Origin of the sequence: Allobosea lupini, from assembly GCF_900109525.1 — a bacterium.
GTDB classification, from domain to species: domain Bacteria; phylum Pseudomonadota; class Alphaproteobacteria; order Rhizobiales; family Beijerinckiaceae; genus Allobosea; species Allobosea lupini.
Window position 1 is genome coordinate 157898 of the sequence record NZ_FOAN01000011.1, and the last position, 22090, is coordinate 179987.

At 63.4% G+C, this 22090-nt stretch carries 20 protein-coding genes; 6 read left to right on the top strand and 14 right to left on the bottom strand.

Annotated elements, in window-relative coordinates; all coding sequences use genetic code 11:
- The first annotated feature begins 212 nt into the window (after positions 1-212).
- A complete protein-coding gene (locus BMZ21_RS26075) occupies positions 213-833 on the top strand; it encodes a DUF7002 family protein (RefSeq protein WP_208862372.1) in 621 nt (206 codons plus the stop codon).
- 224 nt (positions 834-1057) lie between these two features.
- On the opposite strand, the gene BMZ21_RS26080 is transcribed toward BMZ21_RS26075, so the two are convergent.
- Together BMZ21_RS26080 and BMZ21_RS26085 are read right to left on the bottom strand one after the other, a co-directional pair.
- Complete coding sequence (locus tag BMZ21_RS26080) at positions 1058-1792, bottom strand: dienelactone hydrolase family protein (protein WP_091841714.1); 735 nt, start codon at positions 1790-1792, stop codon at positions 1058-1060.
- A 286-nt stretch (positions 1793-2078) separates the two neighbouring features.
- Positions 2079-2756, bottom strand: coding sequence for a hypothetical protein (locus BMZ21_RS26085; RefSeq protein ID WP_208862373.1), 678 nt, complete (start codon positions 2754-2756; stop codon positions 2079-2081).
- Between the two features lie 174 nt (positions 2757-2930).
- On the opposite strand from BMZ21_RS26085, the gene BMZ21_RS26090 reads away from it, so the two are divergent.
- A complete protein-coding gene (locus BMZ21_RS26090; RefSeq protein WP_091841718.1) occupies positions 2931-3524 on the top strand; it encodes a TetR/AcrR family transcriptional regulator in 594 nt (197 codons plus the stop codon).
- Positions 3525-3536: 12 nt separating this feature from the next.
- On the opposite strand, the gene BMZ21_RS26095 is transcribed toward BMZ21_RS26090, so the two are convergent.
- The gene (locus tag BMZ21_RS26095; RefSeq protein ID WP_167561758.1) at positions 3537-4379 is read right to left on the bottom strand and encodes an MOSC domain-containing protein; all 843 of its coding nucleotides are present in this window, start codon (positions 4377-4379) and stop codon (positions 3537-3539) included.
- Between the two features lie 277 nt (positions 4380-4656).
- A complete protein-coding gene (locus BMZ21_RS26100) occupies positions 4657-5211 on the bottom strand; it encodes a cysteine hydrolase family protein (protein ID WP_091841724.1) in 555 nt (184 codons plus the stop codon).
- Between the two features lie 104 nt (positions 5212-5315).
- Between BMZ21_RS26100 and BMZ21_RS26105 the strand changes: the two genes are divergently transcribed.
- Positions 5316-5735 (top strand): Lrp/AsnC family transcriptional regulator, encoded by a 420-nt coding sequence (locus tag BMZ21_RS26105; RefSeq protein ID WP_091841727.1) that lies wholly within the window; start codon positions 5316-5318, stop codon positions 5733-5735.
- 89 nt (positions 5736-5824) lie between these two features.
- Here BMZ21_RS26105 and BMZ21_RS26110 read toward each other — a convergent pair whose 3' ends face one another.
- From BMZ21_RS26110 to BMZ21_RS26145, 8 genes are all read right to left on the bottom strand, one after another.
- Complete coding sequence (locus BMZ21_RS26110; RefSeq protein ID WP_425285474.1) at positions 5825-6802, bottom strand: ArsR/SmtB family transcription factor; 978 nt, start codon at positions 6800-6802, stop codon at positions 5825-5827.
- 80 nt (positions 6803-6882) lie between these two features.
- Entirely contained in the window at positions 6883-8418 is a 1536-nt protein-coding gene (arfA, locus tag BMZ21_RS26115) for an arabinosylfuranosidase ArfA (protein WP_091841732.1), read from the bottom strand.
- Positions 8415-9260: an ABC transporter ATP-binding protein gene (locus tag BMZ21_RS26120; protein WP_091841735.1), complete on the bottom strand. Its 846-nt coding sequence runs from the start codon at positions 9258-9260 to the stop codon at positions 8415-8417. The genes arfA and BMZ21_RS26120 overlap by 4 nt, the downstream gene beginning before the upstream one ends.
- Positions 9257-10267: an ABC transporter ATP-binding protein gene (locus tag BMZ21_RS26125; protein WP_091841737.1), complete on the bottom strand. Its 1011-nt coding sequence runs from the start codon at positions 10265-10267 to the stop codon at positions 9257-9259. The genes BMZ21_RS26120 and BMZ21_RS26125 overlap by 4 nt, the downstream gene beginning before the upstream one ends.
- Entirely contained in the window at positions 10264-11127 is an 864-nt protein-coding gene (locus tag BMZ21_RS26130) for an ABC transporter permease (protein WP_091841740.1), read from the bottom strand. Before BMZ21_RS26130 ends, BMZ21_RS26125 begins: the two co-directional genes overlap by 4 nt.
- Positions 11127-12131, bottom strand: a complete 1005-nt coding sequence (locus BMZ21_RS26135; protein ID WP_091841743.1) for an ABC transporter permease — start codon at positions 12129-12131, stop codon at positions 11127-11129. The genes BMZ21_RS26130 and BMZ21_RS26135 overlap by 1 nt, the downstream gene beginning before the upstream one ends.
- 105 nt (positions 12132-12236) lie before the next feature.
- The gene (locus BMZ21_RS26140) at positions 12237-14138 is read right to left on the bottom strand and encodes an ABC transporter substrate-binding protein (RefSeq protein ID WP_091841745.1); all 1902 of its coding nucleotides are present in this window, start codon (positions 14136-14138) and stop codon (positions 12237-12239) included.
- Positions 14139-14421: 283 nt separating this feature from the next.
- Positions 14422-14667 (bottom strand): ArgP/LysG family DNA-binding transcriptional regulator, encoded by a 246-nt coding sequence (locus tag BMZ21_RS26145; protein ID WP_091841748.1) that lies wholly within the window; start codon positions 14665-14667, stop codon positions 14422-14424.
- Positions 14668-14804: 137 nt separating this feature from the next.
- Here BMZ21_RS26145 and BMZ21_RS26150 point away from each other — a divergent pair, with 137 nt between their 5' ends.
- From BMZ21_RS26150 to BMZ21_RS26155, 3 genes are read left to right on the top strand one after another with little or no spacing between them, the layout of a single operon-like run.
- The gene (locus BMZ21_RS26150; protein ID WP_143079809.1) at positions 14805-15110 is read left to right on the top strand and encodes a helix-turn-helix transcriptional regulator; all 306 of its coding nucleotides are present in this window, start codon (positions 14805-14807) and stop codon (positions 15108-15110) included.
- Entirely contained in the window at positions 15091-15408 is a 318-nt protein-coding gene (locus tag BMZ21_RS30665) for a hypothetical protein (RefSeq protein WP_208862374.1), read from the top strand. Before BMZ21_RS26150 ends, BMZ21_RS30665 begins: the two co-directional genes overlap by 20 nt.
- A gap of 21 nt (positions 15409-15429) precedes the next feature.
- Positions 15430-16236, top strand: a complete 807-nt coding sequence (locus BMZ21_RS26155; RefSeq protein WP_208862375.1) for a tyrosine-type recombinase/integrase — start codon at positions 15430-15432, stop codon at positions 16234-16236.
- A gap of 633 nt (positions 16237-16869) precedes the next feature.
- Here the strand turns inward: BMZ21_RS26155 and BMZ21_RS26160 are convergent.
- Entirely contained in the window at positions 16870-18483 is a 1614-nt protein-coding gene (locus BMZ21_RS26160) for a hypothetical protein (RefSeq protein ID WP_143079810.1), read from the bottom strand.
- Positions 18474-21461: an AAA family ATPase gene (locus BMZ21_RS26165; protein WP_167561759.1), complete on the bottom strand. Its 2988-nt coding sequence runs from the start codon at positions 21459-21461 to the stop codon at positions 18474-18476. Before BMZ21_RS26165 ends, BMZ21_RS26160 begins: the two co-directional genes overlap by 10 nt.
- Positions 21462-22090 lie beyond the last annotated feature (629 nt).

The following is a 22090-nucleotide window of genomic DNA, read 5'->3' on the forward strand; positions in this document are numbered from 1 at the left end:
TCGGCTCCAGCGCGAAACCCGCGAGAATGATGATGACTTCGCACATGCCGGCCTCTCCTGTACCATGATTGAACTCGTTAATAGCACGATCGGTCATATTGTAAATTGTCTTGAAAGCCCGTATTTTCAATCATACAGCGTCGCTGGCCTGGATTTTATAAATCGAACGATCGTGCTAATATCGAGACGGAGAGATCCGGGAGACTTTTACGGTGACGAGGCGACGGCTTGCGTGCATCTACCACATCGTCGATCGCGCCAATTGGGCCGCGGTCCAGGCCGAAGGGCTGCTACCGGCGGATATGCTCGTCAGGCGGGCTCATGGCAGCAACAGTGAAGCGCTCCTTCGCAGCCAGCGCAGGCGAGGCGAGACGCTCCTGCCTTACGGCGTGAGATTGCGCGATCAGGAACCGATGCCGCCGGCCGCTCTCGATCGCTGCCTGGTCGGGGGGCTGAGCAGCTCCGACTGGTACGCGCTCATCAATCGCGGAGTTTATTTCTGGCTCGATCCAGCGCGCCTGCGTCGACATCTGCGGGCCCTGAAAGGTCCGCAGGTTCTGATCGAGCTTGATGGCGAAGCTCTGGCGCAATCCTATCGTGCCGATGCCTTCGTCACCGCATTCAACACCGGTTCGGCGATGAGGCGGGCTGCGGCGCGCGGGCCAGGGACGTTCGTTCCCTATGGCGATTGGCTGGAGAAGGGCTGGATTGCCGAGGAGCCACGCCCGCCATCCAGGCAAACCGCCTCGCATCCGCCTGCCGAACTGGTGATCCGGTCGGCAATACCCGACTGTATGCACTATGTCAGCTCGGTCCAGCATCTCGATTGCTAGCGTGCAGGCGCGAGGCACTGCGCCTCCGGCGGGATATGCCCGATGCGCCACGACTGCGCGGCGATGGGCGCGCGAGCAGGCGTGGACGATCGAACACCGCAGTCCGCGCAGACAGCGCATTCGACAGGTGCTTTGGAAGGCATGCGTCGCGTCGAACGCCAGGTCCTTGCCGCAGAACTCGCAGTTCGGCCCGATCCTTGACGCTATCGAGAGCAACCCCCGCCCTAGGAGCCGGCGAAGATTTCCCCGAAGAAGTCCTGCATCGCCTGCCAGGAACGCCGCGCCGCGGCTGCGTCATAGGCGATGCCTTGCTCCGGCTTTGCGGCGCGCTCAAACGAGAATGCGTGCATGGCGTGCCCATAGGCATGCACCTGCCAGTCAGCCTTGGCATCGGTGAATTCACGGGCGAACGTCTCGATGTGAGCCGGGGGAGCAAACGGATCTTCCCACCCGTGCAGCAGCAGGATGCTCGCCTGGATGTCGGCCTGCGGCCCAAGCTGAGGCGGGGCCAGCACGCCGTGGACGCTCACGACGCCACGAAGGCCAGCCGGAACAGCCCTGGCGAGATCCAGCGCACATAGTCCGCCGAAACAGTACCCGACGGCGGCGATGCGGTCGCCATCGACGCGGGGGTGCTGGCAGGCAGCGCGAAGGCTGGCGAGGAGGCGCTGGCGCAGCAACGCGCGATCGCCGACAAGCGGGTTCATCAGGCTGCTGTTGTCGTCCGTTTCACCGCCGCGCCGGCCCTTGCCGTACACGTCCGCAGCAAAGGCGACATAGCCGAGGCCGGCCACGCGCTCGGCGACCTCGTGCATGCCGCTGTTGACGCCGCTCCAGTCGTGAAGAACGAGGACGCAAGGTCTTTGGCCGCCCAGGCTCACGTCAGGCTCGACGACATACCCCTCAAAGAGTTCACCGCCGTGGAAGTACTCAAATATTCTGCCATTGCCGGTCGACATGGATGCTCCGCTGCAGACGCCACGATCGGGCGTCAATCCATAAGCCACCGCGATGCCGGCGGGCCGTCAAAAGGCGTTTCAAAACCGCCAATGTCGTTTGCCGCGGGCAGGCGATGTCGCCGCAGGCCGGCCGATAGGGTGTCGCAGCACGAAGCACGGCTTTCCACCGCTGGTCGAGGAGCCGCCGAGATCTCAGACCGGGCCGCCTCATTCCACGCGACGGCATGGATCGCCGGCGCCAGTGCGTGCAGCCGAGGCTGATCGCGAGGCCTGGTCGACCATGCCTTTACTGGGATGATTCAGCGGATCGACGACTGCGCAAGACATGCCGCAGATGAAGGAAAATCGCGACATGGATCAGGAGGAGGACAGGCACGTAGAAGCCCGGAATGAAACGCCATGGCAGGTCCATGATGACTGCGGTGCCCGGCGGCTCATGGAAGAGGCGCAGGGGCGAGCCCGGCTGCGAGGTGGTGGCGAGGAAGATCGCAGAGCAGAAGTCGGCGAAGCCGACGATGTTCCAGATCAGGGTGAGGGGAAGCCAGCCGCGTAGGCGTCTTGCGGCGAAGACCGCGGTCGGGATGGCCAGGCCTGCCGCCAGGATGTCGCCCCAGCCGGCATAGGCCGCGAACGGGTTCGACAGGCGGCCCGCTTCATGAAGGAGCAGGAAGCCTCCGCCCGCGAACCGGGCGACATGAAGCGCTACCAGCGGCGCCAGCGACAGTTCGGCGACGATGGCGCGCCCTGCGCGGGTCGCCGCCAGCATGACGCTGCCGATCAGGACCGGCAGCAATATTCCCAAGGCGCCGTCGGGTAGTGCGGCGATGCCTGGTACGCGCGTCGCGGCGGTCATCGCGAACCAGATGGCGAGCAGGCCGGCGACCGCTATGCCCCTATGACGTCTCTCCGGCAGCCCCGACACGATCAGTACGACGGCGACCGGCCAGCATGCGACAAGAAGCACAGTCCATACGGCGTCTAGCATCATGGAGTACCTTCGGCATCGTGTTCCGCCGATACGGTCGGCGCCGCTCCAAGGCTGTGATCACAGCAGGAGCTTATAGTGTAGATACACATTATATCGACGGCACGCTCCGGCAACATTTTCTTTTATGATCGTTCGTGCTAAATTTTGGGCATGAGCAAGGGTGAAACGACGCGCGCGGCGATTGTCGACGAGGGGCTGCGGCAGGCGTCGCGGATCGGTCTCGAAGGGCTGTCGCTCGGCCCCCTGGCGACAAAGCTCGAGCTGACGAAAAGCGGGCTTTTCGCGCACTTCAAATCCAAGGAGGCGCTGCAGCTCAACATTCTCGAGGAAGCGATCGGGCGCTTCAAGCGCGAGGTGATCGCCGCCGGCACGCGGCGCGAGGCGCCAGACAGGCGCCTGCGGTCGCTGTTCGAACGCTATCTGGTCTGGATCAGAGGAGAGCAGGACGATGGCGGCTGCCTCTTCATGACGGCGGCGCAGGAGTTCGACGACCGGCCAGGTCTCGTCCGCGACAGGCTGGTGGCGTCCCAGCTCGACTGGCGCGAATTCCTGGGCTCCATCATCAGCGAAGGTGTCGCATCCGGTGTCTTCCGGGAGGATGTCGATCCGCAGCATGCCGTCTTCGAGATCCTGGGCGCCGCGCTGGCCTATCAGCATGCAACCAAGCTGCTTGGCGATCCGCGCGCCAAGGCGCGCGCTCAAGCAGCCTTCGCGCGCGTCCTCGCCGACCTGAAGCGCGGCTGATCGCGGGTCCGGTCAAGATCCGACGACGAACACATCGCCGACGGAGAGGCGCCCGGTCCCATCCGGAATTGCATTCTGACCGAAGATCACCTTCCCGCTGCCGTCCCTGCGAAAGGTCGCCATGCTGCGCAACGGCTCGGCCTCAGGCGATTTGACAGCGGTCTCCTGATCGATGGTGGTCACCACGCAACGCGCGCAAGGCTTGACGATGCGCAGACCGATGCCGTCCCCGGTCAGCATCCGCCAATGATCTTCCGACCAGGCCGCCGGCCCCTCGACGACGACGTTCGGCCGGAAGCGCTGCATCGTCACATCGGCACAGCCGGGCATGGCCGCCAGCGCCAGTTGTGAGGCCCGGTTGGTCACGAGCAGCGGAAAGCCGTCGGCGAAGCTGACGCGGTCTTCGGCTCGTCCGAATGCCAGATCGACCGGCCGCGCCTGCTCCGGCCGATCCATGTAGACGAGGCGACAGGCGCGCCCCACGACCGCGCTCAGCCAACGGTCGGCCGCCGGAGAGACATGAACGGCGCTGACCATGTCACGCCAGATCACGACGCTGACGCGGTGTGTCGCCCCTGCTGTTGGCCTCGCGACCTCGATGGCCGGTTGCTGCGATGCCGCCGACTGCAGGAGCAGCTTGCCATCGGAGAGCGTCGCCGAAATCGTGGCGAGCCGCGGCTCCTCGCGCTGGGTCAGGAAGCGGTCATTCGCATCGACGATCATGAAACGGCGGTCGTCCCGCAGGCCCCACGGCTCCAGATCGGCCGTCTCTAGCCTGATCCCACGCAGACCCTTGACCGGATAGATCCAGAGTTCACTGACACGCACACGTTCGCCTATCGCGCCTTCGGACATCTGGTCTCCATTCGCCTGTTTCGTCATCCGCGCGATGGCGACGGAGGTAAGCCCTGCCGCATCGCGATCTCCTCGATCCGGCCGAGGTTCCGCGCGCCGGCGCGGTCCGGCAGATGGGCGATGAGGCCGGCGATGTCGTCCACCGTCAAGGGCTTGCATACCTCGACAAGCCGCCGGCGCCTTGCGCGCATCGCCGCAATGCGGCCCGTGCCACCCGCCGGCCGTCCTGTCGAATGATCGCGCCGGCCCGGCTTCGGGTGCTGCGGGCTGACTGGGGTCAGACGGCCATGTCTTGCACGCTCACCTCCTCGCAGAACTCGGCGCGTAGCGTCGCCAGATGGACGGCATGCACCGTTTCGGCCGGCAGTGTTCCGCCGCTTCCGTCGGGAAGATCGAAGCAGTCGCAGGCGTCGGCGACCAGGACCATGCGCCAACCCATATTGGCGCCTGTGCGGATCGTGGTCGAGACGCACATGTCGGTGGAAACGCCGAACGTCACGACGCTCCGGGCGCCGAGACGCCGCAGCTGCAGGTCCAGGTCCGTGCCAATGAAAGCGGAGTTGACGCTCTTGACGATTTCCGCCTCGCCCTCTCGCGGGCCGAACCCGTCGCGATAGGCATGCCCCGGTGCTTCGGGTCGCAAGGTCGAGTTCGGCTCGACCGAGGCATGCCGGACGTGAATGATAGGGCGGCCGGCCTGGCGGAAGATATCCAGAAGACGCAGGCCATTGCGGTCGAGGTCCTGATTCCACCGCCGCGGCCATGGCGCGGAGTCGAAAGCCTGCTGCATGTCCACCGGCAGCAATACGGCATTGTCCAGATCGAGTGTCATCGCGCATCCTCCTCATGGCAGAGATGCCGCGACACCGCGCCGGATGCAGTCGGCATGATGTCGGGCGGACAAGCGATCTGCCGGGCCTGGGAGCGAGGGACGACATGGACGACAAGGACCGCATGCTGCTGTCCGCACTGCGGCGCGACGCTCGTCGCTCGGCGGTGGCGTTGGCGCGCGAAGTGCAGCTGTCGCGCAGCACAGTCCAGGAACGGATCGAGCGCCTGCGCGCGTCCGGCGCAATCAAGAGCTTCACCATTGTCGAGGGGGAGCCAAGCCAGCGCCAGAGCGCCCACTTCCTCGCCAAGCTGCGACCGGGCCTTACATGCAGCCAGCTACTTCCCGTGCTGCGGCGCGTTCCCGGCATCGTCTGCCTGCATTCCATTGCCGGCCAGTACGACATGATCGTTCGTGCCGATGGAGATTCGATCGATTCGATCGAGGCTGTCCGCAAGGCGCTCGCCGGCCTGTCCCAAATTGCCGAGGTCGTGACGCTCGTGACGCTCGACCGCCATATCGGTTGACGCGCGTAGGGCCGGTACCCGGTTTCATGCATCGGCCCATGATCCGGCCACAGCGGTTGGCCTCGACGATGTCCGGCATAAGGCACATCTCAGATCGGAACGTGCGGCAAGGCCTTCATCCCTTCCAGATGCAGCCGCATCTTGATGTCCTGGTTGTGGTTGCCGAAGCCGCGGCCGAAAATGTTGACTCCCCCCGGGCGGCCCTCCTTTTCGTCGATGCCGATGCGCACCTTGATCGAGTGGTGGAGGTCGAGATCGAGATCCGTGGTGGCGACATCGCTAAGCCGACGCTCGCCGAGATAGGTGCCGTCCGCCGTGATGCGCCAGGTCGTCAGGATGCCGTATTGCGAGCCTTCGAGCTTCCACCAATGCGGCGTGTAGATCCCTCGGCGGTCGCCGTAGTCGCCAGGGCAGGTCCAGGTGCCGATCTTGCGGCCATTGACCCAGAGGCTGATGTCGGACGGCCAATCGGCATTGGTCCCCGGCACCTCGGACGACATCTCCATCTCGAATTCGAGCGCGGTGATCGCCTGGTTCAGGACCTTGGCATTGTTCGGGAATTTGTACTCGACATAGCCGCGACCGAACCAGATCAGCCCTGCCTGGACCCGGCGCGGATCGAGGAAGAGCTCGGGGACGTCGAGCACGCCGAGGATGCGCTCGGTCGAGCAGAGCCCGCAGGGCGCCGAGACGTTCGAGCTGGTGTAGAGCCCGAGCGGCATCTCGACTTCGACGACGTTGCGCTCCCGGCTCGGATCCTCCGGGTCTAGATTGACGACGATCTCGGCATAGCGCGCCGCGCAGACCTTCTGCTGGCCCTTGGCGGCCTTGCCGAGCGAGGTCGAGATCAGCTCGGCTTCCTCGAGCACCTGGACATTGGTCACGATCGTCGATTGCGGCAGGCCGAGCACCTCGGCGATCTGGTTTATGTTCTTGGGGCCGTGGCGGTTGAGCAGCCGCAGGATGCGCAGCCTAACCGGGGAGGCCAGGCCGCGCAGCACCTGATACTGGCGATCGGCATTGACGACGAGGAAGCTGCGGTCACGCCGGGCCTCCGCGCCCGGCACGGGACCACCTCCGCCGGGATCCCGGCGACCGCGCTGCGATCTTGGTGGGCTCTCGTCCATCGTGGTGAAGACGCGTGCTCCTAGCCTTCCAGCCTGATCACATTCCACGAAGCCGGCTGCAACTCCAGCGAGATCGCGTTCGCCTTCGCCGAGACACCCTTCAAGGTCGCGGGCTTGACCTTGAGTGGCTCCTTCTTGCTGTTGACGGCCTTCAGGTCGGCATGGCGCAGCTCGGTCGCCTCCGCGACCTTGAGCTTGCCGAAGCCTCGGGCATCGAGCGTCACCGTGACGGGCTGCTCCAGATCGCGGTTGAGCAGGAAAAGCGAGACGCCCTTGTCGTCGGCGACGACCGAGGCTTTCAGATAGGGCGCGTCGATCGGGTAGTAGAGGTCCTGCTTGCCGCGCGGGTCGTAATAGTCGGCCTGGTAGCTCTCGGACTTAACGATCGCCTTCAGCACGCTGCCGCGGCCGAGCCGGCTCATCTGGGCAAAGGGCCAGAAGATCGTCTGTCGCCAGGCCGGCCCGCCGGTCTCGGTCATGATCGGCGCGATGACGTTGACAAGCTGGGCGAGGCAGGCCGCTTTGACCCGGTCGGCATGGTTTAGCAGCGAGATGCAGGCGCCGCCGAAGACGAGCGCGTCCTCCATCGAGTAGATCTCCTCCAGGATCGGCGGCGCCACCGGCCAGCCCTCCTTGACGCGGTCCGCCCGCACGCGCCGCGTCCGGTACCAGACATTCCATTCGTCGAAGCTCAGCATGATCCGCTTGTCGGAGCGCCGGCGCGCCGCGACCGCATCCGAGATCGCGACGACCTCCTCGATGAATTGATCCATCAGGTCGGGGCTGGCCAGGAAGGCCTTGGTGTCGGCGGCATAATTGTTGAAATAGGTGTGCAGCGAGATGAACTCGACCTGGTCGAAGGTGTGCTCGAGAACCTCGTCCTCCCAGCGGCCATAGGTCGGCATGTTGCGTCCGGATGAGCCGCAGGCGGCCAGCTCGATCGACGGGTCGATCCAGCGCATCATCTTCGCGGCTTCATGGGCGACGCGGCCGTATTCGGTCGCGGTCTTGTGCTCCATCTGCCAGGGACCGTCGACCTCGTTGCCGAGGCACCAGAACTTGATGTCGTGCGGCTTCTTCCAGCCGTGCTTGATGCGCAGGTCCGACCAGGCGGTGCCGCCGGGATGGTTGCAGTATTCGACGAGGTTGCGCGCCGCGTCGCCGTCGCGCGTGCCGAGGTTGACGGCGAGCATCGGCTCGATCTTCGCGGCGCGGCACCAGTCGACGAACTCGTTGGTCCCGAAGGTGTTCGGCTCCGTGGTGAACCAGGCGAGGTCGAGCCTTGCCGGGCGGTCCTTGACCGGACCGACGCCATCTTCCCAGTTGTAACCCGAGACGAAATTGCCGCCGGGATAGCGCATGATCGTCGGGCCGAGCTCCTTGACGAGGTCGAGCACGTCCTTGCGGAATCCGCGCTTGTCGGCGGTCGGATGGCCGGGCTCGTAGATGCCGCCATAGACGCAGCGGCCGAGATGCTCGACGAAGGCTCCAAAGAGCCGCGGATCGGTGTCGCCGATGGCGAAGGCACGGTCGAAGGTGATGCTGGCTTGTCTCATGGCTTGGCTCCGGAGGCTGGAACGGCTTTGGGCGGATATCCGCCGCGGAAGGCTCCGGCGCTGTCGGGCGTGAGCACGGCGTCGCGGAGCTGGCGGGAATAAGGATGCGAGGGGGCCGAGAGCACGGCGCGGGCCGGCCCTTCTTCGACCACGACGCCCTTCTGCATGATGATCAGCCGGTCGCTGATGTAGTATGCGGTGGCGAGGTCGTGGGTGATGTAGATGATCGACAGGCCGAGATCGTCGCGCAGTCGTCCGAACAGGTTGACGATCGACATGCGGAGCGAAGCGTCGACCATCGAGACCGGCTCGTCGGCGACGATCAGCCTGGGCCTGGCGACGAGCGCGCGGGCGATCGCGACCCGCTGGAGCTGGCCGCCTGACAGCTCATGCGGAAACCGCCCGGCGATCTCGGCCAGCGAGAGTCCGACCTGCTTCAGCGCCTCGTCGGCCCGGCCCTCCGCCGCCTTGCGGTCGGTGGCCTCGCCGAAGCGTTCAGCCGTCATGAACAGGTAGCGATCGAGCTGCTTGAGCGGGTTGAAGGCCTCGAACGGATTCTGGAAGATCGGCTGCACCTTGGCCATGAAGGCGCGCCGCTCGTAGGTTGCGACATCCTGCCCGGCGAGCCTGATCGAGCCGGAGCTCGGCGCATGGATACCGAGGATCATGCGCGCCAGCGTCGACTTGCCCGAGCCGGACTCGCCGATCACCGTGAAGATCTCCGGCGTCTCGTCCCGCAGCGCGAAGCTGACCTCCTTGACCGCCTCGACGCGCCGCGACGAGAACAGCCCGCCGCGCGCGAAGGTCTTGCCGACCTTGTCGAGTCCGAGGAGCGCGCTCATGCCGCCGCCCCCGGATTGACCGCATGGCAGGCGGCGCGGTGGCCGGGCAGCGTCTCGACCATCGCGGGCACCGTCGTCGCGCACACCGGCATGGCGAGCGGGCAGCGCGGGTGGAAACGGCAGCCCGGCGGCGGCGCGGCGAGACTGGGCGGGGTGCCGTCCAGCCCCTCGCGCTGCTTCACGTCGCCGATGCGCGGCAGGCTCGCGATCAGATGCCGGGTATAGGGGTGTAGCGGCCGCTCGAAGATCTCCGGCGTCTCGCCGTCCTCGACCAGGCGGCCCGCATACATGATGCCAAGCCTGTCGGTCAGCGCCGCCTGGACGCCCATGTCGTGGGTGATGAACAGGACGCTCGAGCCCATCTCCTGCTGGATCGAGCGGATCATGCCGAGCACGTCCTTCTGCACGATCACGTCGAGCGCGGTCGTCGGCTCGTCGGCAATGACGAATTCCGGCTTGCAGATCGTCGCCAGCGCGATGGTGACGCGCTGGCGCATGCCGCCGGAAAGCTCGTGCGGATAGGCTGCGAGTACCGACGGGTCGAGCTTGACGCGCTCCAGATGCGCGGCCGCCCGGGCGTCGAACTCAGCTTTGCTGCCGCCGAGATGGCGCCAGGCGAAGTCGCGGAAGCTGTGCCTGATCCGCCGGAGCGGGTTCAGCACGTTCATCGAGCCCTGCATGATGTAGGACAGGTGCCGCCAGCGGATGCGGCGGACCACCTCGGGCGGCGCGCGCCCGATCGCATCCCACTCGGGGAGGAAGGAGAAGCGGGCCGAGCCGCCGACCATCTCCAGCGGCGGCTTCAGCAGCCCCGCAATGGTCTTGACCAGCGTCGTCTTGCCAGAGCTGGATTCGCCGGCGAGCCCGTAGATCTCGTTGCGGCGGACGTCGAAGGTCACGCCGTCCACGGCCCTCACCTCGCGATTGACGCCGAAATAGCGGGTGCGGAAATGGGCTTGCAGATCGTGGACCTGCAGCACCGGCGTCTGGTCGGGCGCCGCGCTCATCGGCCGCCCCCCATCCGCGCCAGGCGGCTGCGCGGGTCGATGTACTCGTTCATCGAAACCGCGAGCAGGAAGAGCCCGACGAAGGTCATCACCACCAGCGCGATCGGAAAGGCGATCCACCACCAGATGCCGGCGACCAGCGCCGTGTGCTGGTTCGCCCAATAGATCATCCCGCCGATGGTCGGCGCGTTGATGTCGGTGAAGCCGAGGACGGCGAGGGTGACCTCGATGCCGATCGACCAGTTCATGTTGTTCATCGTGGTCGAGAACACGATCGGCATCACATAGGGCAGATGCTCGCGCGCCAGGATCTCGTGCGTCTTCATCCCCGAGAAGATGCTGGTCTGGGTGAACTCGCGCGTCTTCAGCGACAGCGCGACCGAGCGGATCAGGCGGGCGTCATAGGCCCAGCCGAGGCAGGCCATGATGGTTGCGAGCAGCGGCGTCGACATCGAGTCGCGCAGCACGAAGTAGAACAGGATCAGGATCGGGAAGAGCGGGATGATGATGAAGGTGTCGTTGATCGACATCAGCACGCGGTCGATCCAGCCGCCGCTGTAGCCGGCGAGCAGGCCGACCACGAGCGCAATGATCCGCGACAGCACCGCCACCATGATGCCGAAGCTCAGCGTGTTGCGGATGGCGAAGGTGAGCTGCCAGAAGACGTCCTGCCCGCGCGAGGTCGTGCCCAGCCAGTGGGCGGCCGAGGGCGGCACGTCCGGCGGCACGACATAGACCTCGCCCGGCGGATAGGGCGAGACGAAGGAGAGTCCAGCCATCACCACCACGATCGAGACGAGGACGAGCCCGATCCTGAATTCGAGATTGTAGCGGATGAGGTCGCGCAGGATCGCCAGCATCAGCGCAGCTCCACGCGCGGGTCGATCAGCGGATAGAGCAGGTCGATGACGAGGACGCCGACCGAGACCGCGATGATCGAGACGGTGGTGACGCCGAGCACGAGGCCGTAGTCACCGGCATAGACCGCATCGACCAGGAGCGTGCCGACGCCGGGATAGCCGAAGACCTTCTCGGTGATCACCGCCCCGTTGAAGATGCCGCCGAGCGACATGGCGAGCCCGGTGACCTGCGGCGCCAGCGCATTGCGCATGACGTAGGAGCCGAGCACGCGGCGGCTGTCGAGCCCGGCGATCTCGGCATAGACGACGTAGTCCTCGGTCACGATGTTCGACACCAGCGAGCGCATGCCGAGGAACCAGCTGCCGAGCCCGATCAGGATGAGCGACAGGGCCGGCAGGATCGAGTGCAGCAGGACGCTCGAGACGAAGGACCAGTTCCAGCCCTGCTGCAGGTTCATCGCCGAGCCGCCGGTGATCGGCAGCACCGGCCAGAGGAAGCCGAAGACGATGAGCAGCAGCAGGGCGACGATGTAGTAGGGGATCGGGTGGACGCCCATGGCGACCACGCCCATCAGTTTCAGCGTGCGATTGCGCTGGTAGTAGCCGGCGAGCCCGCCGAGCAGGTTGCCCAGCACCCAGGTGATCACCGTCGAAACGATCAGCAGCCCGGCGGTCCAGGGCAGCGCCCGGCCGATCAGCGCGGAGACAGGTGTCGGGAAGGCGGAGAGCGAGGGCCCGAAATCACCGCGCAGCACCCGGCTCCAGAAGGTGAGGTACTGCTCGCCCAGCGTTCCCTTGAGCCCGTAGAGCTCCTGCAGCGAGGTGCGCATCGCCGCGATCGCTTCCGGGGCCGTGCTGCCGAAGGAGGTCACCGCAGAGATCGACTGCTCGACCGGGTCGATCGGCGAGGCATGCGTGATCACGAAGGCCAGGTTGACGCCGATGAAGACGACCACGACGAACTGGACCAGGCGTTTCGCGAGATAGGCGATGTAGGCGTTCATGCGATCCCGAAAGCTCCACCTGGCCGGCGGCGAGGTGCCGCGCGCCGGCTGGCGATTGTCCTGGGAGGAAGGTGGGCCGCGCCTCGGGGCGCAGCCCTTGCCGGGTCACTTAGCCGGCTTCAGCCGCACGAACATGTAGCGGGAATTGCCCCAGTTCGTGACCGGATTGGCGTAGGGGTCGTCGGCGGTCGGGTAACCCGTCCAATAGGTCTGATCCATCGCGGTGAAGACATTGTAGGCCATCAGCGGGATGATCGGCATTTCGCGCGTCATCAGCTTGACGTAGTCGCGGCCGAGCTCGACGCCCTTGGGGTCGTCGAACCCGATCTTGCGGATGTCCTCGATGATCTTGTCGAGCTCGGGATGCGACCAGCGCTGCCAGTTGCGCAGGGGCTGGGGCTGGCCGGGCTGGGCGACGAATTGCGAGTGCCAGCTGTCCATGAAGTAGGACAGGTCCTGGTGTCCGCCCCAGGTCTCGACGCTCCAGCCGATGAAGGCGTCGAAATCGCCGGCGGCGCGCCGGGTCAGCAGCGTGCCCTGCGCCACGTCGATGCGCGCATCGATGCCGGCCTGCTTCCATTGCTGCACGATCATCGTGCCGGCCCGCGTCATCACCGGGCGCAGGTCGCCCTCGACCATCAGCCTGACGGTGAACGGCTTGCCGTCCGGCGTCAGCCACTGGTTGCCCTGCTTTCGGAAGCCGGCGCGGGTCAGCAATTCGCCCGCCGCCGCGACATTGGGTTTCCACCAGCCTAGGCCGAAGGAATTGGCGATCACCGCCGGATCGGACGGAATCTGGTCGCCCATCGACGGCCGCAGCATGTCGGCGATCTGCTTGCCGACCGTCGGATCGTAGGGCTTGATCTTGCTCGTGCCGGTGTCGATCTCGAAATCCTTGAGCCAGGCCTCCATCGGCTTGTGGTAGGCCTCGGGATGGATGCCGGTCGGCGGCACGGCGATCGCCGAGATGGTGGCGGCGCCGCGGTAGGCGGCCATCGTCACCGCCTTGACGTCGATCATCAGCGCCAGCGCCCAGCGTACGTCGCGGTTCTTCAGGGTCTCGTTCTGGGTGTTGAAGATCACCGCCGGCAGGGTCGGATCGGGATGGCCGTAGGGGAAGCCCTTGAACCAGGCACGCGTGCCCTTGTCCTGCTTCGCCAGCGTGAACATGCCCTCCGGCGCGATGTCGTGGATCACGTCGAGCTCATGGTTGAGCTGGGCGATGACGCGCTTGTCCGGCGGGCCGGGGTCGATATAGGCGAGGTATTTCGGGCCCGGCTTGCCATGGCGGCCGAGCGAGGTGCGCTGCCAATCCTCACGCAACTGCCAGATGTACCATTTCCCGTCGGGATCGAAGGATTGCAGCGTATAGGCGCCGAGCGAGACCGGCTTGTTGAAGTCGAACTTGGCGGGATCCTCGACCTTCTCGAAGACATGCTTCGGCAGGATCCAGATGGCGCCCCAGCGCACGGTGAAATTGGTGTGGAAGCGCGAATTGGGCTTCTTCAGCTTGAAGATCACCGTCTCCGCATCGGGCGTCTCGACCGAGGCGACATTATTGGCCAGCACCGCCGAGAAGCGCATGCCGGGGTTCTTGATCTGGATGTCGACCGTCGCCTTGACGTCGGCGGAGGTGAACTCGACGCCGTCGCTCCAGAACAGGCCGCGCCGGAGCTTGACCTGCATCTCGGTGAAGTCGGCATTGTAGACCGGCTTGTCGGCAGCGAGCGAGTTGTCCCAGGCGCCGTCGAGGCCCTTCTCCGGGTCGATGTACCAGAGCGTGTCGAGCGCCGCCTGCTGCAGGCCGTTGGACTGGCTGCCGGCATTGATCGCCCAGATGTTGAACCAGCCGGCGTTCTTGATCGTCCCTTCCGGGTTCTCCAGGATCAGGAGCTCCTTGCGGGGGATATTCTGTGGGATGCCCTGTGCGGCCACGGGCGCGGCCGAAAGAGCCGTCAATGAACCCAGCAGCGACGCAGCAAGCAGCACGGCGCGCAGACGCCTCATCGTCACCTCCCATTAAGACGGGGCGTTTTCCGCCCTTCATGACCGGAAGCTTATGGCGCGCCAAAAACCGGAGCAACGACAGATGTGATCTATATCAGAACGTTGGATATGAATGATCCAAGGTACTCTAATAATTACATAATTTTAGTTTTCACCAGCGCCCAAACCGCGCTTCGATGGGGCGCCTCTTCTATATCAGCGCAGAACGCGCCACTTCCTGACATTGAAGCTCTGCCATGAAGCGGACGCTCGGAATTGGAGCGGCCTCGCTGCATCGACGCTGTCAGTCGGTGTTGGAACGGCCTATTCCCGTAGCGTTTGGCTTCAACGCCGCGACCGCAGCCCCTCGCACCGCCTGAGTGAGCCTGTCGAGCAGCTGCGCCGCGAGCCTGGTGCGCTGCCAGTATAGCGTCACAGCGATCCGCTTTTGCGGCGCGAGCTCGATCAGGCGCCCATCGGCGATCAAGGGGGCTGCGAGCGTGACCGGCGCCATCGACCATCCCAGCCCTGCCAGCGTCATGTCGAGCATGCCTTGCGAAATTCGAGTGAGGCACGGATCAAGCCAAGCCGAAAGGCATGGCTTTCCGTGGGCATTGCTCGATGCTTGGCGACGATACCCTTCTGGGTGCACAGCCCTCAGACGCTTCTGTCCAGCGGAAGGTCCAGGTGCTGAACGCCTGGCCTCTGCTGCTTAGCCTTGCGCAGGTCTGCGCCTACCTCGACCTTTCCCCGGCAACTTTCCGTAAGGTCTGCCCCGTGCCGGCGGTTGCGCTCGGCGTCGCCGTCGCGCGGTGGAATCGAAACCAGATCGACGAATGGGTGAATACCTTACCCCCCGAGAAGCAGGCTGCTCGTCGTGGCGAAGCCGTCCCCGCGCGTCCATACGACGTCGCGACGGAGGCGGCAGAAGCGCGTCGTACGGCGGCCGTGCAGAAAATCCGAGATCGCCAGAATGCCCGGCACGAACGCTAAAATTCCCTATGTGCAACGCGTCCGATCACCTGATGGCAAAGTTCGCCTGTATTTCCGCAAGGGCAATCACCGCGAAGGGCCGCTGTCTTCGCCGGATGGTAGCATGGAGTTGCTCGAAGAGGTCGAGGCTATCGTCAAGAGGCTGGCGGTCCGGGCTAAGCGGCCAAGCGTCATCGAGGGCACGGTCGGCGGCATGCTGCTGCGTTATGCCGGCGATGGCGGCAGGCAGCGGCCCGGTGCCGAGTTCCTGGGGCTGGCGCCGAGTACGCAAGCGGAGTACCGCCGGATGGCGACCTAAATTCGGGAGGATTGCGGAGAGGTGCAGTTCAGCGATGTCACCGCGCCGTGGCTACGTGACCTGAGAGACGCTTGGGCGTCGCAAGGCTACAAGGCTGCCAACGACCGACGGCAAGTGCTGAAGAACGCGCTTGCGCCCGCCATCGAAGACGGTCGGATTATCGCTGATCCGTTCGCCAAGATAGGAAAGCTCGCACGGCCCCATGATGCCGGGGAGGCTCATCCGGCTTGGGAAGATGAAGAATTCAATGCCGCCGTCGCAGATGCCCTCGGTCGCGACCTTCCGGGTCTGGCACGCGCCTACGCCCTCGCACGGTGGGGTGGCTTTCGGCGGGGCACAATCTGCAAGATCCCGCTCAATGCACGTGTCGTTCGCCCCGATCTCGCCGGTCTCTCGCAACGGCGCCTGTTCTGGATCACCGAGACGCGCATGGTCCTCTGCGACAAGCGCGAGGACGCGCGTCTGACCGCGCTTCTGAACGAGACACCCAAGCGGGCCATGACGATCAGCTACAACGCTGATGGCTCTGTCTGGAAAGAGCGCGAGCTCTTACAGGCAGTGGAGCGGCACAACGAGAGGCTCGCCAAGTCAGGCAAGGCTCGCCGCGGGCTCAGCCTCCACGGCCTGCGCCATTCTCGCGGAGTGGAACTGGCAAAGGCCGGTGCGAGCGATGCCGAGATCATGTCGCAGCTCGAACACGCCACGGATCGTGCGGCCCGGATCTACCGCAGACAGGCCGAGCGCCGACGGCTGGCCGATTCAGGCCAAGACCGGGTCGACTCGGTGATCGCGATCAGGATGCGCAAAAGCGATCAGAACGGGGTGTGAACCCCAAACTGTAAAATCGCTGTAAAAAGACTGTAAAACTGACGCTCGAAAATGAACTAAGTGATGGCGCGCCCGAAAGGATTCGAACCTCTGACCCTCAGATTCGTAGTCTAAGGTAGTTCGTTGCTATCAATAGGAAATTTTACAAACCGCACCATATTTCCAAGCTTTAGTTTCAATGGGTTAATAGCTCGACTGCAAACCAGTTTTCTCTAACGGCGACGCCCCGCTAGTGGCCCCAAGGCGACGTCTGAAACGTCTTCTTCCGGGGCAGCCCAAAAGTCTGGCGGTTTGGCCGCGGGATTTGGCCCTTAGACGGCATTGACAACGTCCGGTTTAAGGCAATCTGGCTGGCGATTTGACAGCAGCGTTCAGGCTCAGAAACCGTGCGCTTCGTCGGATAGAGCCTTCGTTCGCTGGTTTATCGACATGCCAGGCAGCGAGGGACTGAAAAACCTGCCTTTGCCTTGCCTAACCAATGTTTGCGAGATTGTTGGGCGAGAGTACGACTGGCCGAGAATGTAGTTCTGCAAAGGACCCAGGCTGCCCCTCATCCTACCTCGCACTTCGCATCGGGGCACTGCATCGATCGCCGGTTACGTGAGGCCAGAATCTTCGTAGGCCCGGCCGGCTCTAGATATCATCCGCCGGGCGGCCCGCGCAGTCGCCGTCTTGAATTTCCGGCGCGACAGCTATGAGGATCGCCTCCAACCGCCGGCTCGCTTCTGGATCGCCATTAGGACTGGGACAAAGCAGGGTACAATCGCTCGCACCCGGCAATCGCTCGAAAGCTGCCCAGGCGCTCGCCGGAGACGGGAACACGACAAACCCGCCGAGCGGATGGCACCTGACCACCCGATCCTCAACGGACCAACCTATCGTGCGCCTGTAGCGTTCAACAGCATATGGTTTCGCGTCTGCGGTCTTTTTTCCGTGATGTTTTGCGCTCGCCAGACATGCGTCTCCGACCAGGAGCGTATTTCGGGCTGGTGTCGTTATCCGCAGCAGATAATCGGGTGAACATTTCTCCTCGGTCCCAAGAAAGGGAAACTGAGAGTCGATTTCTTGATGGCGGGCTGCCCATTCCAGTGCCGGGACATTCCGCTCGTGGACGGGTGGGATATTGGCAAAGTCGACGAGAACGGGTTCCGGCTCGAAATCGAGCTCAAGGACGATATCGCCTCTCGAAAGACGCCAGGAACACCCTCTCGCCAATCCCGCCGACGCGGTCGAGCAGAAACCGGAAAAGCCCAGACGTCGTAGTTCCTTAACGATCCATACCGCCCCCCAGATCTCCCAGAGGTCGTTCAAGAAAACGGGAGGATAGTGGGATCTCGGAGACTCAATCTCGGAAAGCGCCTGTGAGGTTGGGGGAGCGAAGACGCGAAGCAACAATCGAAGTCGGTGATCACGTTGAAAGAGCGGGCTTGGATATACCGACGTGCCTAGTTCGATATCGACGACGAGGCGTGCCAAGACACTCCGCAATTCCACTAGGCGTTGCATGATCGTCGTCAATCGCGCAACGGCGGCGTCGATTCTCTCCTGCCGTTTCAGCGGGCTGTTCCGGTCGCTTTTCGCTAGCTGCTGCTTCAGCTTACTTGAGGTGGTTTCGATCACATCGCGCAATTGGCCCGACCGTCGCGCTGCCCAATGTGAAACGATTGCATTCTCCGCCAGCGGAGAGTGAATCCTTGATCGTGGCCCCGGCTCGGTGAACGGGTCGCGGCGTATCGCAAGCGCGGCGAGAAATTCCTCCTCGACGACACGAATGGCTTCCGCCGGCATGTTTGAGCGCAGATGCCCGCCATGTCGGCTCCAAGAGCGCTCGGGTCGCTCCGCCAGCATGTCCCAAGCGGCCGCAAAACCAAGCTCCTCTTCGATGTCCTCCACCATCGTGACCACGTCGCGATATGAAAGGAGAGAGCTCGGAACGACGTAGCAGCGCAGCGTGCAGTCCTTCGGCAGGTTCAGCGCAAGACTAATCTCGCCGAGACGACGTTTCCTCGCCAGCTCCGGCTCAAGGTTCCACCGCTGCCATTGTGTCCCCTCCTCCGATGCCTCATCCCGAGGCTCCAGCTTGATATCACCTTTGGAATAGGCCTGGCTGCCACGCGTCAATATATCGAGGTAGGGGTAATCGTCCCTGATCAGGTACCAGACGCCCGCCTTCCATGGATATTTCATGCCGACACCATCGGCGCCCCATACTCGCACCGTCTCGATAATCGCGGATTTCACTGCCACGGCGAGACGAACCCTAGACGAGCCTGATGCCGTGCGAGTTTCAGCCTACGACGCGTCCTAGGCAGCTCCTCGACGCCCTCTACCACCTTCTCCAAAGCGTCCAGCGCCGGTCCGACCTGATCGAATGCACCCGCCAGCTTGACGAGAATTCGACTGGCGATCAGTCGGTCGATCAGGTCGTTACGGTCCAGGAGATTTTTGCCCTGCAGGTCCAAGCTGCTGTGCAGGCTCAGCGACGCCTTTATGTCGGAGAGGACCCGGCGGGAAGGCAGTAGGTCATGGCGGAGCTCGTGGGTGTGAACCGCCATATGAAGCGCGTCCAAGACCGAATCTATGGTCTTGTCGGCACTTGCTGCGTTGAGCGTAACCGCCGGAAGGCCCGGAAGGATCGGCATTGATTCAAAGGTCGACAGCTCCGGCGGATCGTCCGAGGTGTGTGAAACCTGCGAAAGCTCCATCAGGAAGCAGCGATCGATGACTTTCGGCGACGGAGGACGCGACGAATCGTCGATGTTGAGTGTCCCGAAGACGCGGCACGGCGCGATCCTCCGATCATGGGATATGGCGCCCGAACCGCTTTCCAACGCGTGGAAAAGCCGCGACAGATAATACTCGGGACGGGTGAGATTGAACTCGTCGAACATCACGAGGTGAGCGGACTCGCCTTCCCTGAAGAGAACGTCGAGCAAGCCACTCTTGCCAAAAAGGGCCTCGTCGTCCCCCCAGTGAGCTTGGACGGCCACCTCGTGGAAGCTCTTGCCGCGCTCCTTGCCTAGTATGCGCGCTATAAGTCGAACAAGCGTTGACTTCCCGCACCCTGGAGGGCCAGCGAGAAGAACGACGGGGCGCACCGCAAGCGCCAGGAGCGCAACCACGATATCGTTGAATTGTAGCTTTGGTTCCTTCGCCGCAACGTCATCCCTCAACGAGACCAGCGCGTGAGAAAACTCGGCGTCTGCAACGCGCGCTCCCCAATCAACCTGACTGATAGCCTGGGCTCTAGGCAGCGTCGTCGAAGCGGGCCGCTGCACGAGCGAAGAGACGAGCACCTCGGGCCCACTGGGTCCGGCGGGTTCGGTTTCCCGTGCGCCGATTTCGTCAATCGGCATTGCCTCGACGACCTCCCCGTCTGAAATGACGACGATATCGCCGTCGCCACCTCTTCCGGCAGAACGAACATCGCGACCCTCGGTACCTTCAGGCTCAAGGTGCTGCTCGATCTCGACTTCGTCCGAAAGCGAGCCGACTGGGCAGCCTTCCCGGACCACGCGCTCCAGTTCGTCAGCGGATATCCAGCCACGATCGGCAGTCACGACGACGATCTTGGACATCCCGAGATCGAGAACGATGTCTTCGGCTGCGTCCACTGCCAGACCGTCCGCCGGAATGTCTTCGTCGAAGGGATCGAGTGCAGCCTCTTGCCGTTTTCGAAGCGAGTTGACATCGATCCAGAGATGGCCCGTCGCTTCGAGCTGGTCCGAGTGAATCGTCGCCCGCTGCCTGCCGGGGTCCCAATCAAGCTCCATTTTGACTGGCGATTGCTTGACTCGCATGTTCAGGAACGTTCGGCCCTGACGCGCGAGAACGCCGGCCTCAAGTCCCGGCACAACCCGCATCTTTGGTGCCATCCCCTTAGCCAGGAGTGGAATTCCTTCGATCTGCCGCTTTCCGCCATCGTCCACGAACGGATCGTTCGGATCGAGCAAGGTCACATGATACTCCCGGCCGGGAGGCTGCTTGACACCCAACAAAAGAGAGTAAGGAAGCGTACCGTCGAGGGGGGTGGTGAAGACCTCTTGGCCCGATCCGTTTGGCTTGCGAAGTCTCGGTGGAACGTAGTTGTGAAGAATATGCGCGAGCCCACCAGCTGCGGCGGCGATCGCGAATGCGCTTCCAACCCGCAGCACGGCAGGCCGATGGCCGCTGGGAAACAGCGACGCCAACATCGCCTCCTCAAAGCCCGGCAAAAGGCTGGTTCCGCCCGCCAACAGAATTGTGTCGATTAAACGATGCGCATCGCTTACCGAGCTTACGCCGAGCTCGCTGAGGCGCTCATTACTCTTTTGCCGAGCGTCTTTCGAAGACCTCTGATTCTCGTAGAGGCGCTCGCACAGCTTCGCGAACAGAGGGCGCAGTTCGCCCCAGAGCTCCTTGGAGACCGAGGCCAGGGTCGCTCGATCGATCGAGAGCGACGTCACTGTCGCAGTCGAGGACGTTTCGACGTATACAGCGTCCTCACCTAGGCTCGCTTTCACCTTCGCTGTCTCGATGGCGCGCAAAGCCGCGTCCGATCCGCCCAGACCCAGTATCTCAGCCAGGCGCAAATCGACCCATCGGCCGGCATGACCGGCGCTATCTCCTCGTAGCGCGCGCAGCCGAAGATCTCGCTGGGCTCCCGTCGCATCCAGGTCAACTATCGTGCGGTCGCGCCTACTTAGGATTATCGTCATGTTGGCGGTCGAAGCACCCACGTCTACGACGAGGATGACGTTGTTCTTGCCAGCCTCCAGCTCTAGGTTTTGCTTGAGGAGCCGGAAGTACTCGCCAACCATTTCCGGTTCGGGAACGACGGTCACCCCAGGGATGGCAGCTTCCAGGGCTTCCTTGTACCTCCCCCGAGCATCCTCATCCGATAACGACGGCATAAGCGCGTACTTACGCCGATTTTGATAATGGAGAGGGATCTTCTCGACGATCTTCCGTAGATACTCGCGAAATACCTCTTCGCGTTCAAGGTCACGAAACCTAGTGCTGAGGTTGTTTTTGTCATGAAGGATTTGCCGCTTGGATACGCCATGAAGCATCCAGTCCTTTATGTCATCGATCTGATAGACCCACGTCTCTCCTTCTGGAGGTTCCAGCTGGAGCGTCCACTGGTGCCGATCGTCAATTGCGGGATCAGCGACAATGTAGCAACGTGACGAATGGAAAGGTTGGTCATTTTCCCGCAATAGAAATCGAAACGCGGTTTTCGCCATAGTCTCTTTTACTTTCACATTTGACAGCATTACCACGCAGCTGGCCCATCCCAAGCCAGAGTCAACGAATGGTTGCTTCCCGTAGCTCGCGGCGACACAGTTGTTATGTTTTGTTCCCGCGGCAAGTTTAATCGACACGAAAGACGACGACGAGATATCGTTTTTCGATCAAGTGCAAGGGGTGCGCCCATTCGTCATTTGTCTCGCGAGAGGCGCAGCGACACCGACTTGGGCGCCATCGCCAGCGGTGCTGAGGTGTTGACGCTCGCCGCGGTGACTGGTCACCACCTCGTGTTGATGAAGCGCGCGACCAGCGTGCGCGCCGTGATGATAGCGCGATTAAGGCCGCGGGGCTGACGGCCGGGGCCTCCTATATGTCGACCGCGGTCCGCGCGGTGCGTGCAGAGTATGGTATCGCGACATTACCGGAGACAGCGATGGAGATCGAAGCGCTGCCGATATTGCGCTCGGCGCTGATCGACGATCCTCGTCTGGCTCGCAGCCTCTCAGTCATCAAAGGTCGCGGCAGAACCCTTCGATACTGCCCCTCGACTAGGTTGACTAGAACCGAGAAATGCTGAGCTTGCCATTAAGTAGCGATTTCTTTGTATTCAATTCCGCTGGATATT